The organism is Acinetobacter sp. CAU_H_78 (assembly GCF_058599365.1).
Window position 1 is genome coordinate 2,463,616 of sequence record NZ_CM178652.1, and the last position, 26,179, is coordinate 2,489,794.

Annotated in this window: 22 protein-coding genes and 1 riboswitch; of the genes, 11 read left to right on the plus strand and 11 right to left on the minus strand. The window is 43.4% G+C overall.

The window, feature by feature from the left end; genetic code table 11:
• Positions 1–82: 82 nt before the first annotated feature.
• Positions 83–2,809: a preprotein translocase subunit SecA gene (gene secA / locus AC4MCD_RS11745; protein WP_180031926.1), complete on the minus strand. Its 2,727-nt coding sequence runs from the start codon at positions 2,807–2,809 to the stop codon at positions 83–85.
• Between the two features lie 330 nt (positions 2,810–3,139).
• Between secA and AC4MCD_RS11750 the strand changes: the two genes are divergently transcribed.
• Both AC4MCD_RS11750 and AC4MCD_RS11755 read left to right on the plus strand, forming a co-directional pair.
• Complete coding sequence (locus tag AC4MCD_RS11750) at positions 3,140–3,781, plus strand: peroxiredoxin (protein WP_419374843.1); 642 nt, start codon at positions 3,140–3,142, stop codon at positions 3,779–3,781.
• A 512-nt stretch (positions 3,782–4,293) separates the two neighbouring features.
• Positions 4,294–4,884, plus strand: coding sequence for a dual specificity protein phosphatase family protein (locus AC4MCD_RS11755; RefSeq protein WP_491876158.1), 591 nt, complete (start codon positions 4,294–4,296; stop codon positions 4,882–4,884).
• A gap of 5 nt (positions 4,885–4,889) precedes the next feature.
• Here the strand turns inward: AC4MCD_RS11755 and AC4MCD_RS11760 are convergent, their stop codons facing one another.
• Genes AC4MCD_RS11760 through trpA form a run of 4 tightly spaced genes read right to left on the minus strand, consistent with a single transcriptional unit; the run spans position 4,890 to position 8,887 of the window.
• Positions 4,890–5,918 carry an SPOR domain-containing protein gene (locus AC4MCD_RS11760; RefSeq protein ID WP_411580945.1) on the minus strand — a complete coding sequence of 343 codons (1,029 nt, stop codon included), beginning with the start codon at positions 5,916–5,918 and terminating at the stop codon, positions 4,890–4,892.
• Entirely contained in the window at positions 5,909–7,192 is a 1,284-nt protein-coding gene (gene folC / locus AC4MCD_RS11765; RefSeq protein ID WP_491876159.1) for a bifunctional tetrahydrofolate synthase/dihydrofolate synthase, read from the minus strand. The genes AC4MCD_RS11760 and folC overlap by 10 nt, the downstream gene beginning before the upstream one ends.
• Complete coding sequence (gene accD / locus AC4MCD_RS11770; RefSeq protein WP_034169942.1) at positions 7,189–8,085, minus strand: acetyl-CoA carboxylase, carboxyltransferase subunit beta; 897 nt, start codon at positions 8,083–8,085, stop codon at positions 7,189–7,191. Before accD ends, folC begins: the two co-directional genes overlap by 4 nt.
• A 1-nt stretch (position 8,086) precedes the next feature.
• Positions 8,087–8,887 (minus strand): tryptophan synthase subunit alpha, encoded by an 801-nt coding sequence (gene trpA, locus AC4MCD_RS11775; RefSeq protein WP_312156835.1) that lies wholly within the window; start codon positions 8,885–8,887, stop codon positions 8,087–8,089.
• Positions 8,888–9,252: 365 nt separating this feature from the next.
• Between trpA and AC4MCD_RS11780 the strand changes: the two genes are divergently transcribed.
• On the plus strand, positions 9,253–10,584 hold the full coding sequence (locus AC4MCD_RS11780) for a Na+/H+ antiporter NhaC family protein (RefSeq protein ID WP_491876160.1): 1,332 nt from the start codon (positions 9,253–9,255) through the stop codon (positions 10,582–10,584).
• 40 nt (positions 10,585–10,624) lie between these two features.
• Here the strand turns inward: AC4MCD_RS11780 and AC4MCD_RS11785 are convergent, their stop codons facing one another.
• Positions 10,625–11,662, minus strand: a complete 1,038-nt coding sequence (locus tag AC4MCD_RS11785; RefSeq protein WP_491876161.1) for a helix-turn-helix domain-containing protein — start codon at positions 11,660–11,662, stop codon at positions 10,625–10,627.
• 140 nt (positions 11,663–11,802) lie between these two features.
• On the opposite strand from AC4MCD_RS11785, the gene AC4MCD_RS11790 reads away from it, so the two are divergent.
• Positions 11,803–12,681, plus strand: coding sequence for a metal-dependent hydrolase (locus AC4MCD_RS11790; protein WP_180168061.1), 879 nt, complete (start codon positions 11,803–11,805; stop codon positions 12,679–12,681).
• A gap of 66 nt (positions 12,682–12,747) precedes the next feature.
• On the opposite strand, the gene AC4MCD_RS11795 is transcribed toward AC4MCD_RS11790, so the two are convergent.
• From AC4MCD_RS11795 to AC4MCD_RS11805, 3 genes are all read right to left on the minus strand, one after another.
• On the minus strand, positions 12,748–13,740 hold the full coding sequence (locus AC4MCD_RS11795) for a DUF2804 domain-containing protein (protein WP_419365851.1): 993 nt from the start codon (positions 13,738–13,740) through the stop codon (positions 12,748–12,750).
• Between the two features lie 361 nt (positions 13,741–14,101).
• Positions 14,102–15,346: a tryptophan synthase subunit beta gene (gene trpB / locus AC4MCD_RS11800; RefSeq protein WP_004782182.1), complete on the minus strand. Its 1,245-nt coding sequence runs from the start codon at positions 15,344–15,346 to the stop codon at positions 14,102–14,104.
• A complete protein-coding gene (locus AC4MCD_RS11805; protein ID WP_491876162.1) occupies positions 15,327–15,971 on the minus strand; it encodes a phosphoribosylanthranilate isomerase in 645 nt (214 codons plus the stop codon). The genes trpB and AC4MCD_RS11805 overlap by 20 nt, the downstream gene beginning before the upstream one ends.
• 143 nt (positions 15,972–16,114) lie before the next feature.
• Positions 16,115–16,324: riboswitch (cobalamin riboswitch) on the plus strand.
• A gap of 38 nt (positions 16,325–16,362) precedes the next feature.
• Between AC4MCD_RS11805 and AC4MCD_RS11810 the strand changes: the two genes are divergently transcribed.
• The 7 genes from AC4MCD_RS11810 (at position 16,363) to AC4MCD_RS11840 (ending at position 23,934) form a co-directional block, all read left to right on the plus strand.
• Positions 16,363–18,201: a TonB-dependent receptor plug domain-containing protein gene (locus AC4MCD_RS11810; protein WP_491876163.1), complete on the plus strand. Its 1,839-nt coding sequence runs from the start codon at positions 16,363–16,365 to the stop codon at positions 18,199–18,201.
• A 98-nt stretch (positions 18,202–18,299) separates the two neighbouring features.
• Positions 18,300–18,884 carry a cob(I)yrinic acid a,c-diamide adenosyltransferase gene (locus tag AC4MCD_RS11815; protein WP_491876164.1) on the plus strand — a complete coding sequence of 195 codons (585 nt, stop codon included), beginning with the start codon at positions 18,300–18,302 and terminating at the stop codon, positions 18,882–18,884.
• A 145-nt stretch (positions 18,885–19,029) separates the two neighbouring features.
• Complete coding sequence (locus AC4MCD_RS11820) at positions 19,030–19,743, plus strand: glycerophosphodiester phosphodiesterase (protein WP_104495371.1); 714 nt, start codon at positions 19,030–19,032, stop codon at positions 19,741–19,743.
• Between the two features lie 422 nt (positions 19,744–20,165).
• The gene (locus AC4MCD_RS11825) at positions 20,166–21,332 is read left to right on the plus strand and encodes an acyl-CoA desaturase (RefSeq protein ID WP_104495369.1); all 1,167 of its coding nucleotides are present in this window, start codon (positions 20,166–20,168) and stop codon (positions 21,330–21,332) included.
• A gap of 138 nt (positions 21,333–21,470) precedes the next feature.
• Positions 21,471–22,916, plus strand: coding sequence for a protein adenylyltransferase SelO (locus AC4MCD_RS11830; RefSeq protein ID WP_104495367.1), 1,446 nt, complete (start codon positions 21,471–21,473; stop codon positions 22,914–22,916).
• A 76-nt stretch (positions 22,917–22,992) separates the two neighbouring features.
• The gene (locus AC4MCD_RS11835) at positions 22,993–23,367 is read left to right on the plus strand and encodes an MmcQ/YjbR family DNA-binding protein (RefSeq protein ID WP_491876165.1); all 375 of its coding nucleotides are present in this window, start codon (positions 22,993–22,995) and stop codon (positions 23,365–23,367) included.
• Between the two features lie 12 nt (positions 23,368–23,379).
• A complete protein-coding gene (locus tag AC4MCD_RS11840) occupies positions 23,380–23,934 on the plus strand; it encodes a GNAT family N-acetyltransferase (RefSeq protein ID WP_491876166.1) in 555 nt (184 codons plus the stop codon).
• A gap of 93 nt (positions 23,935–24,027) precedes the next feature.
• Here AC4MCD_RS11840 and AC4MCD_RS11845 read toward each other — a convergent pair whose 3' ends face one another.
• Positions 24,028–25,383: an amino acid permease gene (locus AC4MCD_RS11845; protein ID WP_491876167.1), complete on the minus strand. Its 1,356-nt coding sequence runs from the start codon at positions 25,381–25,383 to the stop codon at positions 24,028–24,030.
• Between the two features lie 219 nt (positions 25,384–25,602).
• Positions 25,603–26,109, minus strand: a complete 507-nt coding sequence (locus AC4MCD_RS11850; RefSeq protein ID WP_491876168.1) for a GNAT family N-acetyltransferase — start codon at positions 26,107–26,109, stop codon at positions 25,603–25,605.
• Positions 26,110–26,179: the final 70 nt, after the last annotated feature.

The following is a 26,179-nucleotide window of genomic DNA, read 5'->3' on the forward strand; positions in this document are numbered from 1 at the left end:
CACCAGCTGAAAAGCCTATATACATAAAAAGATCAGGGCTATTTGGCCCTGATCTTTTTATAGTTTAGAAACTTAGCAGAAATTAGATCTTGCCATGACACTGTTTGTATTTCAGACCTGAACCACATGGACAAGGTGCATTACGGCTTGCCGGTGCTTCAAAGACTGGTGCAACCGGATTGGCCTGCGCATTTTGTTCAGTAGTGATTTCATCTTCTTCAGCCAGTAATCCATCAAATTCCTGATGAGATAACTGCAAACGCATCGCTTCAGCCTGTGCCTGCTGCTGTGCTTCCATTTCAGCCAGCTCTTCAGGTGTTGGCACATGGATACGTGACAGATCAGTAATGACGTCAGATTTAATCACGCCCAGCATGTTTACAAACAGGTTGTAGGCTTCTTTTTTGTATTCCTGCTCTGGATTTTTCTGTGCATAACCGCGTAAATGAATACCCTGACGCAGGTAATCCATCGCAGCCAGATGCTCTTTCCAGTGACGATCCAGAGAGTTCAACATGAAATGACGTTCGAGTGATGCTGCAGATTCAGCACCCATTTGCTCACGACGTGAACGGTAACGATTTACCACTTCTTCAGTAATTCGTTCAACCAGTGCTTCTTCATCTAAACGACGATCCTGCTCTAACCATTGTGCGACTGGTAGATCAATCGACAAGTCTTCACGTAGTGCAAGTTCCAGACCTTCAATATCCCACTGGTCATGAATCGATTCAGGCGGAATATAGTTGGCGATCATGCCCTGCATCACTTCACGGATCATCTCTTCGATATAATCCTGCAATGAGCTTTCAGCCAGAATCTCATCACGCTGACTATAGATAATTTTACGCTGTTCGTTATTCACGTCATCGTATTTCAACAGGTTCTTACGAATGTCGAAGTTACGTGCTTCTACTTTGCGTTGTGCATTTTCGATTGAGCGTGACACCATTTTGTGTTCAATCGCTTCATCTTCTTTTAAGCCCATTGCACGCATCATGGCAACCACACGGTCACCCGCAAAGATACGCATCAAGTCATCTTCAAGAGACAGGTAGAAACGCGATACACCCGGGTCACCCTGACGGCCCGCACGACCACGCAACTGGTTATCGATACGGCGAGATTCATGACGCTCAGAACCGATAATATGCAAACCACCAGAAGCAAGAACTGCTTCATGATTCGCTTCCCATTCTGCTTTCAGGCGTGCTTCATCTTCAGGGGTTGGGTTTTCAATTTTGGCCAGTAGCGCTTTCCAGTTACCACCCAGCAAAATATCGGTACCACGACCGGCCATGTTAGTTGCAATCGTTACAGCACGCGGTGCACCCGCTTGGGCAATAATATCTGCTTCACGCTCATGCTGTTTGGCATTCAGGACTTCATGTTCAATACCAGCTTCTTTAAGCTTGTCAGAAAGAATTTCCGACGCTTCAATAGTGGCCGTACCAATTAGGATTGGCGCAACACCAGCTTCATGAACACGCTGGATTTCCTGAATAATCGCGTTGTATTTGCCTTCACGATTCAGGTAGATCAAATCGTTCTGGTCATTACGGATCATTGGACGGTGGGTTGGAATGATTACCACATCCAGACCGTAAATTTCTTTCATTTCCGCAGCTTCAGTATCTGCAGTACCGGTCATACCGGATAATTTTTTATACAGACGGAAATAGTTCTGGAATGTAGTAGTTGCAAGGGTCTGGTTTTCCGGCTGGATTTCCAGACCTTCTTTTGCTTCAACTGCCTGGTGCAGACCTTCAGACCAGCGACGACCTGGCATGGTACGACCGGTGTTCTCATCGACGATGATCACTTCACCTTCATGGATGATGTAATGCACGTTACGTTGATACAGATAGTGCGCACGAATCGCAGCAGTCACATGATGCAGCAAATTCAAATTAGAAGCTGAATACAGGCTTTCACCTTCAGCCAGCAAGCCCATTGCAATCAATTCACTTTCAATGGTTTCAAAACCGGTTTCAGTAATTTCAACAGAACGCTGTTTTTCATCAATCCAGAAATGACCGCCATCCGGTACTTTTTCTTCTTTCTGTGCTTTTAACTTCGGCGGAATGCTGTTGATCGCTGCATAAAGCTGGGAAGAATCTTCACTTTGACCAGAGATAATCAGTGGTGTACGTGCTTCATCGATCAGGATCGAATCGACCTCATCGATAATGGCATAGGTCAGACCACGCTGTTTTTTCTCAGCCAGCGAGAACACCATGTTGTCACGAAGATAGTCGAAACCGAATTCGTTATTGGTACCGTAAGTGATGTCTGCTTTATAGGCTTCAGATTTTTCTATCGGATTCTGCATGGAATAGATAATCCCAATGCTTAAACCCAAGAATTCGAACAATGGACGGTTTAACTCGGCATCACGTTGTGCCAGATAGTCGTTCACCGTGATGACATGGACACCCTGCCCGCTCAATGCATTAAGATAACAGGCCAGCGTCCCCATCAAGGTTTTACCTTCACCGGTACGCATCTCGGCAATCTTGCCTTCATGCAGGGTAATACCACCAATCAACTGTACGTCATAGTGACGCATTCCCATAACACGTTTTGCAGCTTCACGACAGACTGCGAATGCTTCAGGAAGTAACTTATCTAGGCTTTCACCCTTATTATATCGTTGTTTGAATTCTTCAGTTTTTGCAGATAAGTCTGCATCGCTTAGGGCTGATATCGTCGGCTCGAGCGCATTAATCTTGTCTACGATTTTACGCATGCGTTTGAGTTCGCGCTCATTTTTGGTACCGAAGATTCCTCCGATCAGACTTGCCAACATGAATAGACTCTCTAAATCTTGCTTGTCAAATAAATATGTTCTTAGTCGTTATTATGGTGCTAGAAATTTGAACTACAAGGGTTTTGCCAGAAAACCAATGAAAAAACTCATCCTTCGTCCTAGCCCTGAGACCTAAGGCAAAGTAATGTAGCAAATTTTACCCATGCAATATAGTTAATTAGACGACTGATTTGTCTGATTCTGAATCAATATCCTACTTCTTTATTCGGTTTATTCATAAGAAATTCTAAAAACACTATTTTTAATCATAAAAAAATTGGTTCATATTTATTCTCATCGACACATTACAAGATCAATTGAGGCAAGAAAATGAGTTTACGTTTAGGCGATACCGCACCGAATTTTGAACAGCAATCTAGCGAAGGCTTAATTAACTTTTATGACTTTCTAGGCGATAGCTGGGGCATTTTATTTTCACATCCAGCAGATTATACCCCTGTATGTACCACTGAACTGGGATTTACCGCAAAGCTGAAAGATGAGTTTGAAAAGCGTGACGTGAAAGCAATTGCCCTTTCTGTGGATGATGTTGAATCGCATCATGGCTGGATCAAAGACATTAACGAAACGCAAAATACCAGTGTGAATTTCCCAATCATTGCCGATCAGGACCGTAAAGTATCTGAGCTGTATGGCTTCATTCACCCGAATGCGAGTGAAACCCTGACTGTACGTTCTCTGGTGATCATTGATCCAAACAAGAAAGTGCGTCTGATTATTACCTATCCTGCATCAACGGGGCGTAACTTCCATGAAGTACTACGTGTAGTCGACTCTCTACAATTAACTGACAACCATAAAGTCGCAACCCCGGCTAACTGGCAACATGGCGATGATGTAGTGATTGTGCCTTCATTAAAAGATGAGGAAGAAATCAAACAACGCTTCCCTAAAGGTTATAAAGCAGTAACTCCTTATTTACGTCTTACGCCACAGCCTGAGCGAGGATAAGCGAAGCACTGCTTCGCCCGAGCGCAAGAGCCATAGCTATGCTATGGCTGGTAAGGAATTAAAAGGACTCCTTTTTAATTTTGAGCAAGGCAAGCATAGCGCGCAGTTTCCATAGTACTGCCCTTGCGCAAGACGAGAAGCTATACTTTGACTGATAACACCGAAAGCGCTGCTTTTAGTTTTTCGCAAGACAAACAAAGCGCGTAGTATTGGATAAGCGAAACACTGCTCCGCCCTGAGGAATATATTCCGCAAGAAGACCCATGGCTATGCCGTGAGTACAAGAGGATAAGCTAACTGCTGTTCTATCCTTTTTGAATATTAAAAAACTGCAATCAACTCTCCACCATGAAAATGATAGCCATCAACCATCATTTTCATGTTTTGTTTGATACCCACCGACGAGCCGGGTTTTCGAACTTTTCCCATCAAGCCTGTCTTCGGACAGGCTTTTTTTTGAAAAAGCCGATATGCTGTTGAAGAGAATGATTAAAAAGGTGAGTTAGGTTGCAATGAAAAATAATTATGTACTTCTTCTGGTTTCTACGCTTGTTTTATCTGGCTGTACTCCAGCGCTGCCTGAACAGGAACGCCCAATGCATTGGGGACAGGAACTGCATGAAGAACATAATTTTTATCAGATTAGCAATGAACTTTACCGAAGTGAACAGCCAAGCGATGAACTGACGCCCTTATTAAAACAATATGCCATTAATGTGGTGATCAACCTGCGTTCACGCGATAAAGATACGGATATTTTGTCAAATGAAGACCTCAAGCTTAAACATGTTCCCATTCATACCTGGGCTATGAATCGCGAGGATTTACTGAATGTGATGCAGTTAATCCAGCAGGCACGACAAAATAATGAAAAAATACTTTTACACTGTTATCACGGTTCAGACCGTACCGGTGCCAGTGTGGCCATGTACCGGATTATTTTTCAGAACTGGCGCATTGAAGATGCAGTACAGGAAATGAAGCATGGTGGTTATGGCTTTCATTCCATTTGGCGCAATATTGAAAAATTATTTACCCCTGAAAATGTAAAATGGATTCGCGAGCAACTCACGAATCCATCTACAGAAACTTCGGTTAAGTAAGAAAATTAACGCTTATCTAGCGGCACCCAATCATTCACCCAAGCTGATTTCATATTCAGGCTGGCATCAGACGCGATTTTCTTACGCAGTGCATCTGCTGTTTCACGGTCTTTGGATGGACCAACCATGATACGCACACCTTTAGATGTCTGGCTCTTGGTGACCTTGTAGCCTTTGGCCCGCAGTTTGGCCGCAATGGCATCAGCATTGGCTTCATTGGCAGCCAATGCCACCTGCACCATCCACTGTTTATCACTTTCACCTTCAAGAAGTTTACGGGCTTTTTCAGCTTCAGCCTTTTTCTTGGCCTCTTCTGCTTTATGCTTCTCTTCAGCTTTGCGCTTTTCTTCTGCCTTACGTTTTTCTTCAGCAGCTTTATGCTCAGCTTCTTTTTTCTTTTCAGCCGCTTTATGCTCTTCCTCGGCCTTACGTTTTGCTTCAGCTGCCTTATGCGCTTCTTCAGCTTTACGTTTCTCTTCTAGCTTACGTTTTTCTTCTGCAGCCTTCTGCTCTGCCTGTTTCTTGGCAGTATCAGCTGAAGTTTGGGCTTTTTGCTGCTCAAGCTTCTGCTGTTCTAACTTTTTTTGTGCAGCAGCCTTGTCTTCAGCCAGACGTTTTTGCTTCGTCTGTTCATCTTCTGCCAGCTCAGGCGGAATATTGTCTGAACTTTGCTGTCCCATACGATGGGCATTCAAAGCGGCATATTCTTCAGCCGCACGACGTGCCGCATCTGCCTCAGCCTGCTGTTGCATGGCTAAAAATTCAGCTGCACGGGCTTCCTGTTCAGCCACTGCTTTTTCGCGGTCACGACGCTGCTGTTCCAGCAGACGTTTTTCTGTTTCCACATCAACTGTTAAAGAACCTAATGAATTATTGACTGTATCTTTTGATTCTACTTCTGCAGCCAATGCCGGGTTTTGCTGACGATCCTGATGAATTTCATTTTGGCCTTTCAGGAGTAATGCTGCCAATAAAACACCACCACCTAGTAAAACAACGCCACCCATCCAGCGTTGTTTGTTATTCATTGACATTCTTCCAAATACTCCCATACCGCTTCTAAGGTATGAAATGATCCACATACCAAAATCAGCTGATTATTCTCTGTTTCATCCAGCGCTGATTTAAAAGCTAATTTTACATTGTCAAATTGTTCTATCAATTCACCTTGCAATGCATCAGTCAAAAGTGTGACCTCTGCCGCACGTGGCACAGATAATGGTGCAATTTTCCACAAATGAACAGTGTCTTTCAACAACTTGACGACAGAATTTATATCTTTATCTGCCAGCATGGAAAATACACAAATGACTTCTTTGTATTTCTTGTTGTAATTTAAATAATTGCGTAATTGTTTTAACAGGAACTCTACCCCATGCGGGTTATGTCCGGCATCAAAAATTACGGTCTTATTCTGAATTTCTCGGACTTCAAAACGACCCGGCAATTTAGCTGCCTGAACTCCTTCCGCAATCGCTGTCTGGTTGACTTCCAGACCACTCAGCAAGATCGCTGCAACCGCTGTCGAAATATTATCCAGCGCCAGTGAACCTGTCGGCAATTTTAAAGTCGTACCCGACGATGCAAAAGCCCAGGTTTTGCCATCTTCAAAGGCTTCATAGAAATAATCACGGTTGATAGCATACAACGGCGCATTGCATTCAGCAGCTTTATCCAGAATGGCTTGCGGAATATCTTGCTGACCGCCAAAAATCACGGGAATATTCGGACGGATAATACCAGCTTTTTCAAAAGCAATTTTTTCAATGGTATCACCGAGCCAGTCGGTATGATCTAGCCCAATATTGGTGATGACTGCAACATCCGGATTGACCACGTTGACCACATCCAGACGACCGCCCAATCCGACTTCCAGCACCCACACATTACACAGTTCATGTTTAAAAATCACAAATGCAGCAAGTGTGGTCGCTTCAAAGAATGACAGGCTTAAATCGCATTCGCGACGTGCCCGATCGACTTCAACAAAAGCATCAATCAGCAACTGGTCTTCGACTTCAACCCCACGTAATTTCACCCGTTCATTAAAACGATATACATGAGGAGACTGATACAGTCCGACCTTAAAACCCTGAGCATTGAGAATGGCAGCCAGAGTCGTGGTCGTTGAACCTTTACCATTGGTTCCGGCAACCGTCAGGACTTTAGCCTCCGGATTGATCACGCCCAGCTTTTCAGCCACAGGAATGACACGTTCCAGACCTAAATCAATCCCCGTAACGTGAACATGGCTCCAATAATCGAGCCATGTATCAAGTGAATCAGTTGCTAATGGTGCTGTGTTCAAGGCAGGTTCATCAATTTCGTGATAATACGATAAACTGTATCACGTAATGCATGACGGTGAACAATCTGATCGATTACACCATGATCAAGCAAATATTCAGCGCGCTGGAACGGTTCGTCCAGTTTTTCACGTACAGTTTGTTCGATGACACGTTTACCCGCGAAGCCGATCATCGCTTTTGGTTCAGCCAGATGCACATCACCCAGCATGGCTAAAGATGCAGTGACACCGCCGTAGACTGGGTGGGTCAATACCACCACATAAGGCAGACCTGCTTCTTTCAAACGCTGAATCGCTGCTGAAGTACGTGCCATTTGCATCAAAGACAGCATGCCTTCCTGCATACGCGCGCCACCAGAAGCTGCAAAACAGATCAAAGGCTGATGTGTTTCAATCGCACGCTCTGCTGCCTGCACAAAACGGTCACCCACTACGGTACCCATAGAGCCGCCCATGAAGTCGAATTCAAATGCGGTTGCAATCATTGGCACGCCTTTCAGCAGACCTTGCATTACGATCAGTGCTTCAGTTTCACCTGTTTTCTTTTGTGCTTCCGACATACGCTCTGGATAAGCCTTGCTGTCGACAAATTTCAGTGGATCTTTAGCAGTAAATTCCTGACCCATTTCAGTCTGTACCTGATCAAAGAACCAGTTCAGACGGTCACGTGCTTTCATTTTCAGATGTTCATCGCATTGTGGACAAACATAAGCATTAAATGACATTGCAGTACGTGTCACCAAAGCATGACATTCAGGGCACTCAATCGTTGGCTCTGTGAATGTCGCTTTTAGGGTGGTTTGCTCATCAGGTACATGAATGCCCGGAACAATACGCTCCGTCCATGGGGTCGATGGGCTCAGAATTTTGCCTGATTTCACTTGTTGACTCATACTATAACTCATCGAGCGCTGCTCGAAGCTCCTTGACTTTATTCACCGTTGCTTCAACGGCTTGTTCTGGCGCGAGGGTTGCAAACTGTTTTACAAACGCACTTCCCACAATAACTGCATCGGCAGCAACACCCATCGCTTTCGCAGATGCAGCATCACTGATACCAAAACCAACGCCTACAGGAACATCTGTCTCTGCCTTAATTTTCTGAATACGTGCAGCTGCTTCAGATACATCTAATGTTGCAGCACCCGTCACACCTTTCAACGACACATAGTAAATAAAGCCACTGGCCTGTTTCACTACATGCTGAATACGCTCATCAGTTGAGGTCGGAGCCAACAGAAAAATCTGATCCATTTCATATTTTTCCAGCACTTGACCCAGATCTTGAGCTTCTTCAGGAGGAAGATCGACCAGAAGCACGCCGTCGACACCGCATTCATAGGCATAAGCCACAAACTTTTCATAGCCAATGACTTCAACCGGATTGAGATAACCCATGAGTACCACTGGTGTTTCGCGGTCTTTCAAGCGAAATTCTTTCACCATGTGCAGTGCATCTAGGGTATTAGTGCCACCGGCCAGCGCGCGTTCAGCAGCCAGAGCAATCACCGGACCATCTGCCATTGGATCTGAGAAAGGAAGACCCAGTTCAATCACGTCGACGCCAGCGTCCACCATCTGGTGCAGCAAAGGTACGGTTACCTCTGGATGCGGGTCACCAGCCATAACATAAGAAACTAAAGCTTTACGCTGTTGAGATTTAAGTTGTCCAAATCGTGTGGCTAAACGTGACATAGGGCTGAGCTTTCCTTAAGGTGTTTCAAACTTGAGACATTGACTATGTAGAAATACAAGACATCGCATTGTAACGCTATTTTTTGTACATTGAACAGTGTGCAGCATCGACCTCTGGCATTTCATTTCCTGTGCGAGGATTTCAGAACAACCCGAAGGGATCTATTTACGATTATTTTGATTTTTTTCTCAATGATCAAAGATGCCTAATTTTGGCATTCCCTAAAATGTTGAATATTTAGATAAACTTATTTTTATCATGGAAAAATTAATAAAAATGCAGGTGTTAGCGCATTCATTTAAAGTTTTCTGAAATTGCAAAACCTGTTTTATACTAGCCCCATTCTCTTATTTTTTTATCTCCTATGCAGACTGACTCTGAAGGTACAGTGCAGGCACGCGCCATTGCACTGCTGCCGCTTATTGTATTTTTAACCATCTTTTTAGGTAGCGGGATCTATCATTCTTTGATCGGAACTGAATTTGCGTTTTATCAGATTAAAGCACCTGTTGCCGCCCTGCCCGCGATTATCTTGGCTGCATTAGTGTATCGCGGCAAACTCAACCAGGGTATTGAAGAATTTCTGAAAGGTGCCAGCCATCCCAACCTGATTCTGATGTTCATGGTGTTTATGCTAGCCGGTGCTTTTGCTAGTGTCAGCAGTGCGATTGGTAGTGTTGATGCTACTGTACAAATGGGCCTGTCCGTTATTCCTCCGAGTTTTGTCTTACCAATGCTTTTTGTGATCTCGGCATTTATTGCGACGGCGATGGGTACCTCGATGGGAACCATTGCCGCCTGTGCACCGATTGCCTTTGGCTTTGCACAAGTGACCGAGATTCCGGTGGTTTATGCAATTGGCGCCGTGGTCGGTGGAGCGATGTTCGGTGATAACCTGTCAATGATTTCCGACACCACCATTGCCGCAACCAGCAGCCAGAAAGTTCAGTTACGTGACAAATTCAGCGTCAATGTCTGGATTGCAGTACCGGCTTCTATCGTTACGATTTTGATCTATATCTTCAATGCTGGCAGTTCCAGTCCAGTGGAATATAAGGACTTTGACTGGATCCTGGTCCTGCCTTATATTGCGGTCTTTTTACTGGCTTTTAGCCGTCTGCATGTTCTGGCGGTTTTAACCATCGGTGTCGTGTTATCGGGTTTATTTGGGCTATTTGCAACGCTAGACTTCAATATCCTCAAGCTGAACACTTCCATTTATGACGGCTTTGTCGGCATGTTTGAAGTGGCGTTGTTATCCATGTTCTTGGGTGGCCTGTCTGCGATCATGCAACGTGAAGGTGGCCTACGCTGGCTGATCGAACGCATCTACGTGCTGACTCGCTTATTTAAAGTGGGCCGTCAACGTGCCGGTGAAATCGGGATCAGTTTCTTGGTCGTATTTTCCAACCTGTTTGTGGCAAATAATACTGTCGCGATTATTCTGGCCGGGGACATGGCCCGTGAAGTGGCGAAAGAATACGGGGTTGATCCAAAACGTGCCGCCGCCCTGATGGATATTTTCTCCTGTGTGGTACAGGGCCTGATTCCTTATGGCGCGCAATTATTACTTGCCTGTTCAATTGCCAAGCTTTCTCCAGTCGAGCTAATCGGGGGCGTGTATTATTGCTGGATTCTGGCAATATTTGCAGTGATCGCAATTACTTTCCGGTACCCTAAATTAAAAACAGCTTAAATTAAGTCATGAGATAAAGCGGCCAATGATGGCCATTTTTTTATGCCTGATCCTGTTTTAATTGTTTTCTATATTGCAATAAAGTCCGGCCTGTTGCCGCCTTATAGGCTCGGGCCAAAGCCGACTGGTCAGAATAATCCAGTTGCTGAGCGATCTCGGTCAGGCTTAGGGGCTGATGCAATAAACTTTCACAGCGCTTGATCCTTTCCTGTTCCAACAGTTTTTTAAAAGAAATACCCTGTTCATTTAATTGACGTTGCAAAGTGCGGGTCGATACAAACAGTTGCTCGGCCAGCTGTTCAATTTTAATGGCCTGCTGTCTGCTTCTTAGATGCTCCGCAACCACTTTTTGGGCTTGGCTCAAAATACTTTCCACAGGCGGTTTGGCTGCAATCGCTTCTTCAGCCTGACGAATCAATAACTGTAATAGCATTGGATCGGCCCGTTCCGATTTCAGGTTCAGTCCCTGTATATCCAGTTCGAAGCCATAATCCTGCTGTGAAAACTGCACTTCCGCAGCATAGAATTTCTGATAATGAATTCGGGCAATTTCAGGAGCATGGGCAAAACGCACCCGACGCAAGAGCAAAGGATGATCCTGCAAAATAAAACGCCCCAATTGCACCATGGCCGCGATGGTCAGCTCATTCAGCAGGTTATAACGCTCATCCTGATAGACCCAATATAACTCAATACTCTGTGCATGCTGTCTCAGTTGCAATGGGACAAACTCACTCCCATCAATGACCAGTCGTTGAAAACGCATGATATAGCCGATGATCTCAGGAATACTGCTGCTTTTGGATACCATATAGCCCAGTACACCAAAATGTTCTGGCCGAATGCACTGCACAATTTCAAAAATTAACTGTGGACATGCTAGCTGTTTTTGGGTTCTTAACAGGATGCTATTGAGAAAATCCAGCGGAACTTGCGCATCAAAAGGCTGATCAATCAGTCCACTGAGCTGAGGTCGTAGATCTGTAAGAAACTTTGCGGTTAAAGGTTCTATATTTAAGCTACGTAAATAGGTGGCCCATAGCTGGATATAGCCATTGGAGATTTTGATGTCCTGCATGAGCGCGTCCCTGTCTCCGCTGCGAATGTATATTTTATTTTTCTCTGGCGTAAAATGTATAAAAATTGGCCATATCTGTCAAAACAATTTGTGCAATTCTGAACATACTGTCAGCATCTTCAGAAAAAGAATGAAAGCAGATGAACGCACCTTTAAAATCTTCCGTACAGCCTGTGGTACGCAGTAATCTTGATTTTAAGCTGAGTGAAATTCCGCGTTACTGGTTTGGTGGCGATCCATTCCTGACCCGTATGTTTGATGCGCTCAGCCTGACTTTTCCGGATGGTGAACGTTATTTCATTCAGAGTGTGCGTCTGTTCCGCGACCAGATCAAAGATCCAGATTTACAGAAACGGGTAGCGGATTTTATCCGTCAAGAAGCCCAGCATGGCATTGCCCATGACAAGATGAATAACCTGATGCGGGAACAAGGCATGCCGGTCGATCAGTTTATTCAGCGCTTAAACAAGATGTTTAAATTTGAACTGGAAAGACGTTCACCTCAATATAACATTGCCATGACCGCTGCGGCTGAGCATATGACGGCCCTCATGGCAGAAACTTTCTATTCTTATAAAGACACCTTGAGAGAAGCGCATCCTTATGTACGCGCCCTATTCGCCTGGCATGCGATTGAGGAAATGGAACATCGTGATGTGGCCTTTGATGTCATGCAACAGGTCGGGGATGTACCAGAAAATCTGCGTAAATTTACCCTGGCGTGGACCAGTGCATTGATGATCGGCTTTACCATTTATCGTGCCAATGTGATGTTAAAGCATGACGGATTTACACCTCGCCAACGTCTACAGATGAATATCCGTGGCCTGCCATGGTTCTTTGGCAAAAAAGGCACGCTGACCCGTATGAGTAAACAGTATCGTGACTGGTTTAAAAAAGACTTTCATCCAAGCCAGCATCCGGTGATTGCGCAATATGATATCTGGATAAAGACGCTGGCTGAAACCGGTGATCCCATTCAGGCTGGAGAAGCACTCTGGCAAGCTGCAGAAGATTGAATATAGAAATCAAAAAGCCTTCAGAATCGAAGGCTTTTTTAGGAATTTAAAAGTTAATAAAATAGGTTACCATTTAGCATAGTGCTGTTCTAAAAGTCCATATTCATTGACCAGTACAATATCTTGGCCATCTTGCCGGATAGTACCAGATACTTTCGCTTGCCACTGGCTAAACTGACTGCCGACCAGACGCAGATTCAGATTTTCATAACGGCGCCAGCCTGTGTGTACATTCAGGTTCAAACAGCCATCTAATGACTGGATGTTCCAGCGTTCGTCAGATTCCTGCTGAAACAATACATCCGCCACAGGATAAATTTTGCCATTTACCCACAAACAGTTTTCATTGCCAAAGCTTTCATTGACGCCGGAAGCGAGATTGATCCCGATACGGTTACGATTGGTATCCCAGAAATTACAAGATAGCCAGAACCAGGCAGTTTCAGGACGCAAAAAGCCGCAGGTATCATCCAAAGAGGCGAAGGTGCGCTCATTAAACTGGATGGTTTCACCCTGCTTATTTACGAAATAACCTTCACAACCCAAAGTGGTCAATTTCTGGGTATAGGTCCAGCCATTGATTCCGGTCGGACTGCACATACTCAGCGGATCTGTACCTGCACAAAAAATTCGGGCACTAAGCTTGATTTCACCATATTTGGTCACATGGATATAACGCACCCCATTGGCATGCTGGATATCAATCTGAAAGGGAGATTTGTGAAAATAACTATGATTAAACAATGGCTGTTCATCTAGCACCGTATTGCGCGAGAAGAAATTGATCGCATTCCATTCCTGTACTTCATTGGTGCTATGATTATAGATATAGAAAAAACTGTGCCCGGCCCAAGCAATATCCGCAATCGCAAGGCCAATCGTATAATGCTCGTGTTGAATACTACAGAATTTAAATTTTTTATATTTTAGTTGCTTACGCCATCCCTTGAGTACATCACCATAGGGATTTTTGTACTGGTACGCATTGTAATCAATACTTTTTGGAATTTCCTTGAAACGTCCGTAACGTGGTTGTCCATTTTCCTGAATTAAATCCATTAAGACATTCCATCTCAATCAAAAACTATTTTTGCTTGAAGCTATTATGCCGATTATTGAGATTTGATAAAGAATTTTTTAAAACCGTTCGTCAGCTCTTCCGGCCAATTCTGCTTAAAACAACCCTTTTAATTTTATAGATGAAGAACTGATTTTTTGCTGTTTTATCCAGAACTTGAATAGTTTTTATCCCATTTTTAGCCAGATTGCTTCTTCCTCTTAATCTTTAAAAATTTTCCTACCTATAAAAATAAAAAAATCGTGCTAAATGGCTTCAACACGATTTTTCTTATTCCACCCTACCCCCTTTTAGAAAGGAGGGTTTTTCTCCTCTCTTTGAAAAGAGGGGCTGGGGGAGATTTTACATCTCAACCATTTCCACGCCATCAATACGGGCAACGGTCATCAAATCTTTATCACCACGACCAGAAACGGTGGCAATAATGATTTGATCCTTGTCCATAGTTGGTGCAAGTTTAGTGACATAAGCCATGGCATGTGAACTTTCAAGCGCAGGAATGATCCCTTCGATCTTGGTCAGGTCACGGAAACCTTGTAACGCTTCCTGGTCATTGATTGGCACGTAGTTCACGCGTTCCATATCTTTCAGGAAGCTGTGTTCCGGACCTACACCCGGATAATCCAGACCGGCAGAAATTGAATGCGTTTCAATGATCTGTCCTTCTTTATCAGACATCAGATACGTACGGTTACCATGCAGTACACCGACGTGACCCGCATTCAGTGGTGCAGAGTGCTTGCCAGTTTCGATCCCTAAACCTGCCGCTTCAACACCGTACATTTTCACATCCTGATCGTTCAGGAAAGGATAGAACAAGCCCATTGCATTCGAACCACCACCGACACAAGCAACCAATGCATCTGGAAGACGACCTGCCTGTTCCTGAATCTGACGGCGTGCTTCACGGCCAATAATAGACTGGAAGTCACGAACCAATTGTGGATATGGGTGTGGACCAGCCACCGTACCAATCACATAATAAGTTGAGTCAACGTTAGTAACCCAGTCACGCATCGCTTCGTTCATGGCATCTTTTAATGTTTTAGAGCCACTTTCTACAGGAACAACTGTTGCACCCAGCAGACGCATACGGTAAACGTTCATCGCCTGACGTTTCACGTCTTCGGCACCCATGAACACCACACATTCAAGGCCTAAACGTGCTGCGATGGTTGCCGTTGCAACACCATGCTGGCCTGCACCTGTTTCTGCAATAATACGTTTTTTGCCTGAAAGTTTAGCCAGTAAAGCCTGACCAATCGTGTTATTTACTTTATGCGAGCCAGTATGGTTCAGATCTTCACGCTTCAAGTAAATTTGTGCTCCACCCAACTCTTTTGACCATCGTTCAGCATGATATAAAGGACTAGGACGACCTACATAGTAGGCTAGATCACGGTCGAATTCTGCCAGAAACTGTTCATCATCTTTCATGCGGAAATAAAGCTTTTCCAGATCTTGTAAAGCCGCCATCAGAGTTTCTGACACAAAACGCCCGCCATGGATACCGAAATGTCCACGCTCATCCGGGAATTGGGTATAGTCAATCACGGGCTTGTTGTGATTAGTACTTTGCTGATCCACGATGGACTCCTTGCATAAAGCGTTCTATGAGTTGTTGGTCTTTTATACCTTTTGCGGATTCGACACCACCACTAACATCAACAGCATAAGCCTGTGTGGTGTGAATTGCCTGCTCGATATTGTCCGGGTTTAAGCCCCCAGCCAGGATCAAGGGAATATCTAATTGAGGAAAGGTGCTCCAGTCAAAGCTGTGTCCGGTGCCACCTTTTAAATCAGGATGCCAAGCGTCTAACAGTACTGCGCTGGCCCCTGCTGTCTGATAACGTTGAATTTCAGCAACTACGTCCAGATCAGGTTTGACCTGAATCGCTTTATACCAGCGACGCCCAACCTGCTTTGCGATAACCTGACATTGTTCCGGGCTTTCATCACCATGAAACTGCAGAATATCCAGCGGAACAGTTTTTAAAATATCCTGGATTTTATCTGCCGTACTATTAACAAATAAGCCAACCACTTGAATATAAGCTGGTACTGCTTTGACCAGCACTTCAGCCTGTGCCTGAGTCACGCTACGTGGACTCGGTGGATAGAACACAAATCCAATGGCATCACAGCCGGCATCAGCAACAGCTTGGACATCTTCAACTCGGGTGATTCCACAGATTTTGGCACGGGTTCGCATATAGTGTTGGCTCTGATTTACCAAGATATCAAGTAATCTATAAGATTGGGGTGAATCATTGTAATGCAAATCATCGATCTTGCGTAAAGTTCATACGGATTATTCTTGATCTTGATTGTTTAAGTCATAAGCAAACCTTATACTTGCTACAATTTGCAACGAGTCAAGGCCTTAAGGCTTTAGGGAAGTTGGTGCAAATCCAACACTGCCCCCGCAACGGTAAAAAATGAAAAGCTTGTCTTTATAAATCTTCACGATTTACACCACTGCATCAATATGTGGGAAGGTGGATAAGTAAGTATGTTTCAATACTGCATTTAAGTCCGGATACCTGCTTGTTGTGTTCTTTAACTCAATCATTCACGGGGAGTGAATGTATGGAGCACATCTCATGTCTATTCCATTTCAGCCTGCTGCCTTAGCAGGTTCTATCGCGTTTGCTTTGGGTTTTTCCTCATCAGTTCATGCTGCCGAGCAAAAAGTTGCACAAGCAGCTTTAGATACCATTGTCGTGACCGCCACCCGATCTGAAGAAAAAATTGAAAATGTGCCAGCCCGGATCGCGATTATTGAACCGGCCGTTCTTGAACAATCACCGATTAAGGCCCTTCCGGATTTATTACAAACAGATCCCAGCATAAATGTGGTGCAGTCAGGCGGTTATGGCCAGCAAACTTCTCTATTCTTACGCGGGACCAACTCCAATCAAGCTTTGGTTCTACGTGACGGCGTTCGTTTAAATACAGCAACTACCGGTGCAGCTTCTATTCCATTTCTGGATACCACTGATCTCAAGCAGATTGAAATATTAAAAGGTCCCGCATCCGTGCTGTATGGGACGGATGCGATTGGTGGTGTAGTTCAGTTCGTCACCAAAACACCTAAAAAAACTGCTGCTTTTGTATCTGGCGAGATCGGTGAAAACCAGACTTATAAATCACTGGTTGGTGCAGACCTCGCAGAAGATGGAATCTATGCACAGATTCGGGGCCAGATTTTAGAAACTGATGGCACTCCCGTATTCAACATGAATGACAGCCGTGACTATAGCTATGACCAGAAAGGCTATAGTGCAAAATTCGGTGTTGAAAAAGAGCGTTATGCTGCATCTCTAGATTACAGCCAGAATTCAGGAAATGGCCAATATAGCGACTGGGGGGTCTTTTCCAGCCAGAATTTCAAAAATGAAATCGTCAATTTAAAAGGCCAGATTCATCCTACTGAAACCACGGCCATTCATGCACGTCTCTCCCAGTTTAAGGATGACCTGAATCAGGTCACATCTAACAGCTTTGTGCACAGCACGACACAAGAAGCTGAAATCTATGGCAAATGGTATTTTAGCTCGGCACAGAATGTTTTATTAGGTCTGACCCAGCGTAATACAGATGCCAAGACTCAAGTACTTGATGAAGACATCAATTCAACCGGTTATTACATCCAGCATCAATACCAGAATCATGGTTTCAGTACCCAACTCGGTCTACGTGTTGAAGATAACGAAAAATTTGGTACGCATACGGTGGCACAAGGCGGGCTTCGTTATCAGCTGCTTCCGAATACCAGTATTTATAGCAATATGGGTTCAGCTTTCAAGGCACCGACTTTAAATGATATGTATGCCTTTGGTGGTAATGACCAGCTCAAACCTGAAGAAAGTATTTCTTATGAACTGGGAATTGATCAAAAATTACCGTTCGATATTCTGATTGGCGCATCAGCTTTTCATACTGAAGTCGATCACCTGATCAATTCAACCTGTATTAGCACCTGTGACGGTGACTGGGTCAACACCTTCCCTGTCTATCAAAACCAGAATATTGATGAAGCCAAAATGACAGGCGGTGAATTAACGGCACAATGGAACAAGGATCAATTCTTCATTAATGCCGGTTACACATACGTCAAGACCGAAGATAGCAAACAGAATACCGAGCTGCTGCGTCGTCCGCGTCAGTCTTTGACCTTATCCACAGGTCTACAAAATGCCGATTATGGTTTAAGTGCGGCACTGGTTGCGAAATCGAAAGCCAAGGATTTTGCTCGTGACATTCCAGGCTATGCACGTGTCGACCTGAATGCTTACTGGAATATCAACCCGACAGTGAAGCTCTTTACCAATATTGAAAATGTCGGTGATGTGAAATATAAAACTGTGCATAGTGCGGGCGACCAATACTATATCAATGGTGGGCGTCTGGCTTCCGCTGGTGTCACTTTCAAATACTAGAACCAGCCAGCCAATCTAAATAAATACTTTTGAGGATCATGTCATGCCTATGGCATTATCCTTTTGATATTCAGCATTCAAAATTTTAAGGAATTCAAATGGGCCACCGTTTAAGTAAAATCTATACCCGTACTGGCGATTCCGGCACCACTGGCCTGGGCGATGGTTCACGTGTACCCAAAGATGACTTGCGTATTACCGCACTCGGTGATGTGGACGAGCTAAATGCCATCATTGGGGTTTTACGCGCACAAATCGCGGCAAGCAGCATTCAGGATAAAGCGACCTGGGATAAATCTTTAAGCCTGATCCAGCACTGGCTGTTCGATCTGGGTGGTGAAGTATGTATTCCCGGCTTTAACTTAGTTCAACCAGTCTCGATTGATTTTCTGGAAAATGACATCGACCGTATGAATGAAGCTTTGCCGATGCTGAAAGATTTTATTTTGCCTGCGGGTACTTTAGTTTGCAGTTTCGCCCATCAGGCTCGTGCTGTATGTCGTCGTGCAGAGCGCAGCGTGATGTCGGTTCACTCACGCGACCAGAATATTCAGGCGACCTCCCTGCAGCTATTAAATCGCCTATCTGACTGGTTATTTGTGGCTTCGCGTACCTTACAACGTGCTGAAGGCGGTTCTGAGGTATTATGGCAAAAAAATATCAACGAGACCATTGATCAATAAATCCGCTAAAATGTATTAAATTGCACGGAAAATTCTGCGCCAACGGTATTTGCAACAAAGTGTTTCAGGCGCAGAATATTGCAATACTCCTGTCACAATTCCTCATCATTATGTTTTCATCTTTACTTCTTCAGGTTATCGCAGCATGCGCATAATCGGACATCGCGGTGCGCGTGGGGAAGCGCCTGAAAATACACTAGGCGGTTTTCAATATATTCAGGATATCGGGATTCGCGCAGTCGAATTTGACGTACGCCAGCTTAAAGATAATGCCCTGATCATCATGCATGATGATAACTTTGTACGGACTACCGGTTTGCAAAAGCCCCTCTACGAATGTAGCCGTCAGGATCTCAGTCAATATAATCACGCAGTAAAATGGTCAGAATGGAACAAGGTCGAAGCCACTCCTATGCTGGATCAGACCTTAACCGTGATTCATAACTTTGACCATATTGAAGTCGAAGTCAAAAGTGTAGCGAGCCAGGCCGATGCCGAAAAAATCACGCTTGAGCTTGAACAGCAGTTACAGGGTTATGAGCAGTCAGTTGTGATCACTAGCTTTGATCCTAAAATCCATCAGGCTTTGCAACAGCAAAATTCCAGTTTAAAACGCGGCCTTCTGATTGAAACAGATGTGAAATATCAGGCGATTGATCAAGCCTTGGAACTTGGCTGTTGTCAGATTGGCTGGATGAATGAACTGGCTAGCAAAGATATTATTCAAGCCACACAAGCTGCCGAACTTACCATCAGCGTCTGGACCGTAAATGATGTTAATCGTGCCAAAGAATTACGCGACTGGGGTATTCAGGGTCTCATTACCGATTATCCGAAGTTAATGATGCAACATCTTTAAATAACCCAAAATGCAAGATTCTATATAGATTATTTTTCTTTAAGCCTTGAACAATAATTTAAAGAAGAATGCATGTTTGTAATCTTGTTTAACTTTGGGTTACGGGTTTGCTTACAAATTTATTTCTCAGCAATCTAGTAGAAAAAATGAACATTCATTTGACTCATTTTAAGAAAATAAATTTGATTAAAAGCTTCAAAAATCTCAGTGATTTACTCGGAAATCAGAGCCTGTCTAGCCCGTGAAAATGGTAGTTTTCATCCTACTTATTCTGTTACCGATAAGTACAATACAACCGTACAATAATGCTAGTGATGCCCTAGGGGGCGTGCTAATATGAATGACTTAACCGCTGTTAAAATAAACAATAGCGGCCTCTGCTTTTTGTTATACCTTCCCAGGTTCCAGGAGTGCTGTTGGAGATGAATGCTCCCCTACCTCAAGCCCCAATTAACTGGGTCGCCGTGTTTGCTCTGGTAGTTTTACCCATTGTAGCTGTTATCGCGATTCCGTTATATGCGTATCACCATGATTTTAGCCTTGCCGCTTGGATCAGTATGTTTGTTTTGCTCGGCGTTAGTAGCCTGGGGATTACAGCGGGCTATCATCGTCTTTGGGCACATCGTGCTTATGAAGCGACTTTACCTTTAAAAATCATTTTAATGATCATGGGTACCTTTGCAGTGCAGAACAGTATTCTGTACTGGGGTTCAGGCCACCGTACCCATCACCGTCATGTCGATGACGTGGAAAAAGACCCATATTCAATTAATAACGGCTTCTGGTATGCGCACTTGGGCTGGATGCTGCGTGACTACCCTGCTGCAGAGCCAAACTACAAGAATGCACCAGACCTGCAAAACGACAAAGTCGTTATGTTCCAGCACAAATACTATGTGCCTCTAGTCATTGCAGTACATGCTGCGATTCTATTGCCAATTGGCTGGGCTGTAGGCGATGTCTGGGGTGTATTATTATTGGGTGGTCTGGTTCGTTTGATCCTGAGCCATCACGTGACCTTCTTCATCAACTCACTCTGCCATATGTGGGGTTCACGTCCTTATACGGATGAAAACACTGCACGTGACAACTTCTGGTTAGCGATTGCGACTTGGGGTGAGGGTTATCATAACTATCATCACATCTTCCAGTACGATTATCGTAATGGCGTAAAATGGTGGCAATATGACCCAACTAAATGGTTAATCTGGACTTGCTCTAAACTGGGTCTGGCTAAAAATCTGCGCCGTATTCCAAGCTTTAATATCAAAAAAGCTGAACTGGCAATGAAGTTTAAATATGCTGAGCAGGATCTGGCGGTATATGGTCATAATGTCAATGAAGACATTATCAATGTAAAAAGTAAGATTGCTCAGGAATATGAAGCCTTTACTCAAACATTGAATGACTGGGCCAAACTGAAAGAACAGGAAATTCAGGTGAAAAAGGCTGCTGTGGCAGAAAAGATTCACCAGATGGATGACAAACTTAAAGTTGAATTCCAGCTGGTTGAACAGCGTCTTTCCCATCATCGTGAAACACTGAATCTGTTAGTACGTAATTTGAAAAAAGCGCCTGTCTCTCAATAAGATTTAGATTCTCAAAAAAGCTCCTGAAATCAGGGGCTTTTTTTATTTCTACTCGTCTTACTTATACTTTCCTTTTACAACAGTTTTAAACAAAGATCTTTGTTATATTGCTTCTATTGCCTAAGTATTTTAACTGCCATGTATTTTAATTCCCGATATCAAACTCTCCCTTCTCGCCTTTATCATCATCAGCCCCCACTGCCTTTAAAAGGTGCTAAAGCGGGACATTTTAATGCTGCACTTGCTGAGCAACTGCAATGGTCTGAAGAAGATAAAGCACAATGGGTCGAAATCTGTAGTGGTCAAAAAACCTTTACTGAGTTTGAACCTTTGGCCATGGTTTATGCTGGCCATCAGTTTGGTCAATGGGCGGGTCAATTGGGTGATGGACGTGGTCTACTGATCGCCCAGATTCTGGATAAAGATAACCAGACCATTGACCTGCATTTAAAAGGTGCTGGTGCAACGCCTTATTCACGGATGGGAGATGGTCGTGCAGTCTTACGCTCGGTAATTCGGGAATATCTGGCCGGACATGCCTTAAATGCGCTAGGTGTAGAATCCAGTAATGCGGTTGGTTTTACCTCTTCCGCTCAAGGTGTACAGCGTGAAAAACTGGAACCGGGCGCGATGCTATTACGGACGTCTGACTGTCATATCCGGTTTGGACATTTTGAATGGATCAATCAGTATCAGCCAGACTTGCTGCCTGTATTCACACAAAAATGCATGGAATGGCATTATCCGCAATGTCTGCAAGCAGAACAGCCTATTCTGGCATTTGCTACCCAAGTGATTCAGCGCACGGCAGTGATGATTGCCAAATGGCAACTGGTCGGATTTGCGCATGGTGTCATGAACACCGATAACCTGAATATTACCGGTTCAACGCTAGACTTTGGCCCGTATGGGTTTATGGAGCGGTTCCGTCCCAACTGGATTAATAACCACTCGGATTATCAGGGTCGCTATACTTATCAGCAGCAACCAAGCATCGGCCACTGGAACTTGTGGATGTGGCTGAATAACCTGATTCCATTATGTCCTGAAAACTATGATGAAGAACAATGGAAACAGGATCTGGCCCAATGTCTGGAACATTATGAACCGACCTTCCTGGAACATTATAAGCATGGCCTAAACCAGAAAATGGGCTTACCGAGTTTTCACAAAGACAGCTTTGACTGCGCCATGGCTTTTCTCAGAATCTTGCAAAGCGAGCAACTCGACTATACGCAAAGCTTTATTCGCCTGCAGAATCATGAATATGAAGCAATCAAGGATGATTGTTTGGATCGCCGTCAGTTTGAAGCATTCCTGACTCAATATGAAGCGATCCGCGAACATCAGGATATTGAAGAATTAGATGCCGCCATGCAACTCGTCAATCCACACTATATCCTGCGCAATCACATGGCACAGAAAGCAATTGAACTGGCTGAGCGGGATGACTTTTCCGAAGTCGATCGCCTGTTTAAATTATTGAGTCAGCCTTATTTAAAACAGCCGGATCTGGAACACCCTGAAGATCTAGGGCCATTGCCGAGTGATGTACCTGAAGTCATGGTAAGTTGTTCATCTTAATTTATTCACAAGACGACTAAAAACTGTGGATAATTTAAGCATTATCCACAGTTTTATTTCGGTTTATTCATAACTTATGACCTTACATCAAATCTCAGCACAGATAGCGATAAGTTTACCTGAAGTCACTGTGACTCAGCCTTTCGGTGAAGGTTGTGATGTATTCAAAGTGCTAGATAAAGTCTTTATGCTTCAGTTCTATCTTCAAGGCAAAGCTGTCATTAATTTAAAAGTAGCGCCTGATCATGCTGCTATGCTGCGAGATATTTATTCTTATATCCATGCTGGCTGGCATATGAATAAACAACACTGGATTTCAGTGTATGAAGATAATCAACTGGATGAATCTCTGGTTGAGGACCTAGTACAGAATTCTTATGAATTAGTAATATCGAAATTAAAGAAAGCAGAAAAAGTACGAATTGAATTATTACGAACATTAGAAAAATAAGTGCAGATACTGATGATCAAGATCAAGCCAATAACATTAAGGACAAAGCGTTTAATTCTTCGCTCCTACCACTGTGGTGATGAAATCTATTTATTTCATCACTATTTCAGTGATCTAGCAGCTTCAAAATATTTGCAAAGACATCCACATCAGAACGAAATTCAAACTCGACAAACTTTAGAAAACTGGGCAGGACAAAAGTGGGAAAACTCAGATCCTGAGTTTATGTGGATTATTGCAGATCATTTAACTCAGCAACCTATGGGTATTTTGATCTTTATACAAAGGCATGACATCGGAGAAATTCACTTCGGGCTTGGAACTCCTTATCAGGGACAAGGTTTGATGTGTGAAGCGATGACTTCAGTGATCCAATTTTTAAAACAGACTAAAAAACTCAATAGAATTGAAACCTTTTGTGCTACTGAACATTTAGCGTCAAGACAAGTATTAGAAAAAACAGGTTTTCATAAACAGCAACTGCTTCGTGCTTGGACCATCTTTCCTTTATTGGGAAATGACCTTAAAGACTGTATTCAGTATATTCTGCCACTAAGATCAAAATAAACCTTAACTCATCTAAAAGCTTTAGATATTGCGACAATATGAAAAAAGCCCAATCATTTCTGGTCGGGCTTCTTCTGATTGGAGATTTTAGGCTTAAGCATTCCTTTTATTCAGAAACTTAAACACGCCAAACAACACCGCAATCCACACCGGCAACATCAACACTGACAACATAAAGCCTTGCGTCCACATGATGTATAGAATCATCAGCATAAAAGCTAAAACAAAATAGTTGCTAAACGGCGCAAAGATTGCTGGAAATTTGGTTTGAATCCCCTTTCGTTTGATGGCTTGTCTAAATTTCAAATGAATCAAACTGATCATCATCCAGTTCAATACCGCAGCTGCTACTACAATATAAATCAGGTAACTCAACGCTTTTTCAGGCACAAAGTAATTCAGAATCACACAGCCAAAGATCAAAAATGCTGAGAACAATACCGCAGCCACAGGCACACCATGTTTATTTACGCTCTTAAATAATTGTGGTGCATTCCCTTGTTGAGCCAGCCCCATCAACATACGGCTATTGGCATACATGCCACTATTACAGACTGAAAGTGAAGCAGTTAAAATAATGAAATTCAGTAAATGTGCAGCCCATTCAATCCCCATCTGGCTGAAAATCATTACAAATGGACTATGATCTAAATCGCCTAAATTCAGCTGATTCCATGGTACAAGTGAAAGTAATACGGCAAGCGAGCAGATATAAAATAAAAATACCCGAATCACAGTTTGATTCACGGCACGTGGAATGTTCTTGTCAGGATTTTCGGTTTCTGCCGCTGCCATACTAATCAGCTCAATACCACCAAAAGCAAACATCATAAAGGCGAGCATATAAAACAGCCCATCAAAGCCATTCGGAAAGAATCCACCATGAATCCATAAATTGCTGATCGAAGCGGTTGAAGTTGCATCGGCAGTGAGGAGTAAATATATGCCAAAGATAATCATTGCAATGATAGCAAAGACTTTAATCATCGATAGCCAGAACTCAGATTCACCATAAATTTTGACATTGGCCAGGTTGGCAAGGGTTACTGCCAAAAAGAAAATAAGTACAGACACCCAAGCTGGGATATGTGGCCACCAGTAATTGATATATTTGCCAATGGCTGTCAGCTCTGTCATTGCGACCAGAATATATAAAATCCAGTAATTCCAGCCGGTTAAAAAGCCTGGAAATTTACCCCAGTATTCAAATGCAAAATAACTGAATGAACCAGTCACAGGCTCATGCACAATCATTTCGCCCAACTGGCGCATAATTAGAAATGCAATCAAACCACCAATCAAATAGCCCAGAATAATAGAAGGTCCTGCGGACTGAATAATCTGTGCAGACCCCAAGAATAATCCGGTTCCAATGGCCCCGCCCATAGCAATCAGCTGGATATGACGGTTCTTTAAACGGCGCTGTAGTTGCGGTATTTCACTCTCCAAGACACGCTCTCATGATGAATAAAAAACCGAATTGTAGCGGGTATCCAACTGATCAACTAATACATAAATTTAAGTTATTAATTATTAAACTTTTATTTTTTGTATCTACTAAGATAAAAAGAAATATAAATAATTGATTTCATAATAGATGCTAGTTAAAAGCTATTTTTATTTTAAAACTCTATAACTTCTAAATAAAAATAGCTCTTTTTTGCTGAATTATTGCGTCGCATTAAACGCCTCATGGTAGACCACTTCTCCATGTGGAATAGATCCATTAAATGCAATGACTTGAAAGTATTCTGGTGGAACATCCTTTAGGTAAAGTTCTGGAAAAGCCTTAAATCCGAAACGACCATAATATTGAGGATCACCGAGCACTACACATCCTTGAGCACCTAACTGTTGCAGACGATCTAAAGCTGCCTGCATAAGTAAAGTGCCGATTCCCTGTCCTTGTTTTGCAGGTAATACCGAAATTGGGCCAAGACCGTACCAGCCAGTTTCACCTGAAGAGATACTAACAGGTGAAATAGCCACATGACCAACCAACTGGTTATTTTCAAGTGCAACTAGAGAAATCGTTAACTGCCCATGCGTGCGCAAAGCATTGACAATAAATTGTTCAGTATGACTTGAATGGGCAGCATTTTGAAAAGCTGCTTGAGTCAAAGCAGCAATGGCTGGAATATCTTCTAGCTGTTCATCCCGGATAATAATTTTCATTATTTTGGCTCTCTTATATTGATCATTTTCAGAAATAAAAAAAAAGCGAACAAACCAATAAGTCTATCCG

What these genes read in the sequence shown, in the direction of transcription:
- secA (WP_180031926.1), bottom strand. Translation starts at nt 2,809, where the DNA reads ATGTTGGCAAGTCTGATCGGAGGAATCTTCGGTACCAAAAATGAGCGC.
- AC4MCD_RS11810 (WP_491876163.1), top strand. Translation starts at nt 16,363, where the DNA reads ATGTCTATTCCATTTCAGCCTGCTGCCTTAGCAGGTTCTATCGCGTTT.
- trpA (WP_312156835.1), bottom strand. Translation starts at nt 8,887, where the DNA reads ATGTCACGTTTAGCCACACGATTTGGACAACTTAAATCTCAACAGCGT.
- AC4MCD_RS11790 (WP_180168061.1), top strand. Translation starts at nt 11,803, where the DNA reads ATGAACGCACCTTTAAAATCTTCCGTACAGCCTGTGGTACGCAGTAAT.
- AC4MCD_RS11815 (WP_491876164.1), top strand. Translation starts at nt 18,300, where the DNA reads ATGGGCCACCGTTTAAGTAAAATCTATACCCGTACTGGCGATTCCGGC.
- AC4MCD_RS11840 (WP_491876166.1), top strand. Translation starts at nt 23,380, where the DNA reads ATGATCAAGATCAAGCCAATAACATTAAGGACAAAGCGTTTAATTCTT.
- AC4MCD_RS11785 (WP_491876161.1), bottom strand. Translation starts at nt 11,662, where the DNA reads ATGCAGGACATCAAAATCTCCAATGGCTATATCCAGCTATGGGCCACC.
- AC4MCD_RS11825 (WP_104495369.1), top strand. Translation starts at nt 20,166, where the DNA reads ATGAATGCTCCCCTACCTCAAGCCCCAATTAACTGGGTCGCCGTGTTT.
- AC4MCD_RS11795 (WP_419365851.1), bottom strand. Translation starts at nt 13,740, where the DNA reads ATGGATTTAATTCAGGAAAATGGACAACCACGTTACGGACGTTTCAAG.
- accD (WP_034169942.1), bottom strand. Translation starts at nt 8,085, where the DNA reads ATGAGTCAACAAGTGAAATCAGGCAAAATTCTGAGCCCATCGACCCCA.
- AC4MCD_RS11750 (WP_419374843.1), top strand. Translation starts at nt 3,140, where the DNA reads ATGAGTTTACGTTTAGGCGATACCGCACCGAATTTTGAACAGCAATCT.
- AC4MCD_RS11780 (WP_491876160.1), top strand. Translation starts at nt 9,253, where the DNA reads ATGCAGACTGACTCTGAAGGTACAGTGCAGGCACGCGCCATTGCACTG.
- AC4MCD_RS11835 (WP_491876165.1), top strand. Translation starts at nt 22,993, where the DNA reads ATGACCTTACATCAAATCTCAGCACAGATAGCGATAAGTTTACCTGAA.
- AC4MCD_RS11830 (WP_104495367.1), top strand. Translation starts at nt 21,471, where the DNA reads ATGTATTTTAATTCCCGATATCAAACTCTCCCTTCTCGCCTTTATCAT.
- AC4MCD_RS11760 (WP_411580945.1), bottom strand. Translation starts at nt 5,918, where the DNA reads ATGTCAATGAATAACAAACAACGCTGGATGGGTGGCGTTGTTTTACTA.
- AC4MCD_RS11820 (WP_104495371.1), top strand. Translation starts at nt 19,030, where the DNA reads ATGCGCATAATCGGACATCGCGGTGCGCGTGGGGAAGCGCCTGAAAAT.
- AC4MCD_RS11805 (WP_491876162.1), bottom strand. Translation starts at nt 15,971, where the DNA reads ATGCGAACCCGTGCCAAAATCTGTGGAATCACCCGAGTTGAAGATGTC.
- AC4MCD_RS11755 (WP_491876158.1), top strand. Translation starts at nt 4,294, where the DNA reads ATGAAAAATAATTATGTACTTCTTCTGGTTTCTACGCTTGTTTTATCT.
- AC4MCD_RS11850 (WP_491876168.1), bottom strand. Translation starts at nt 26,109, where the DNA reads ATGAAAATTATTATCCGGGATGAACAGCTAGAAGATATTCCAGCCATT.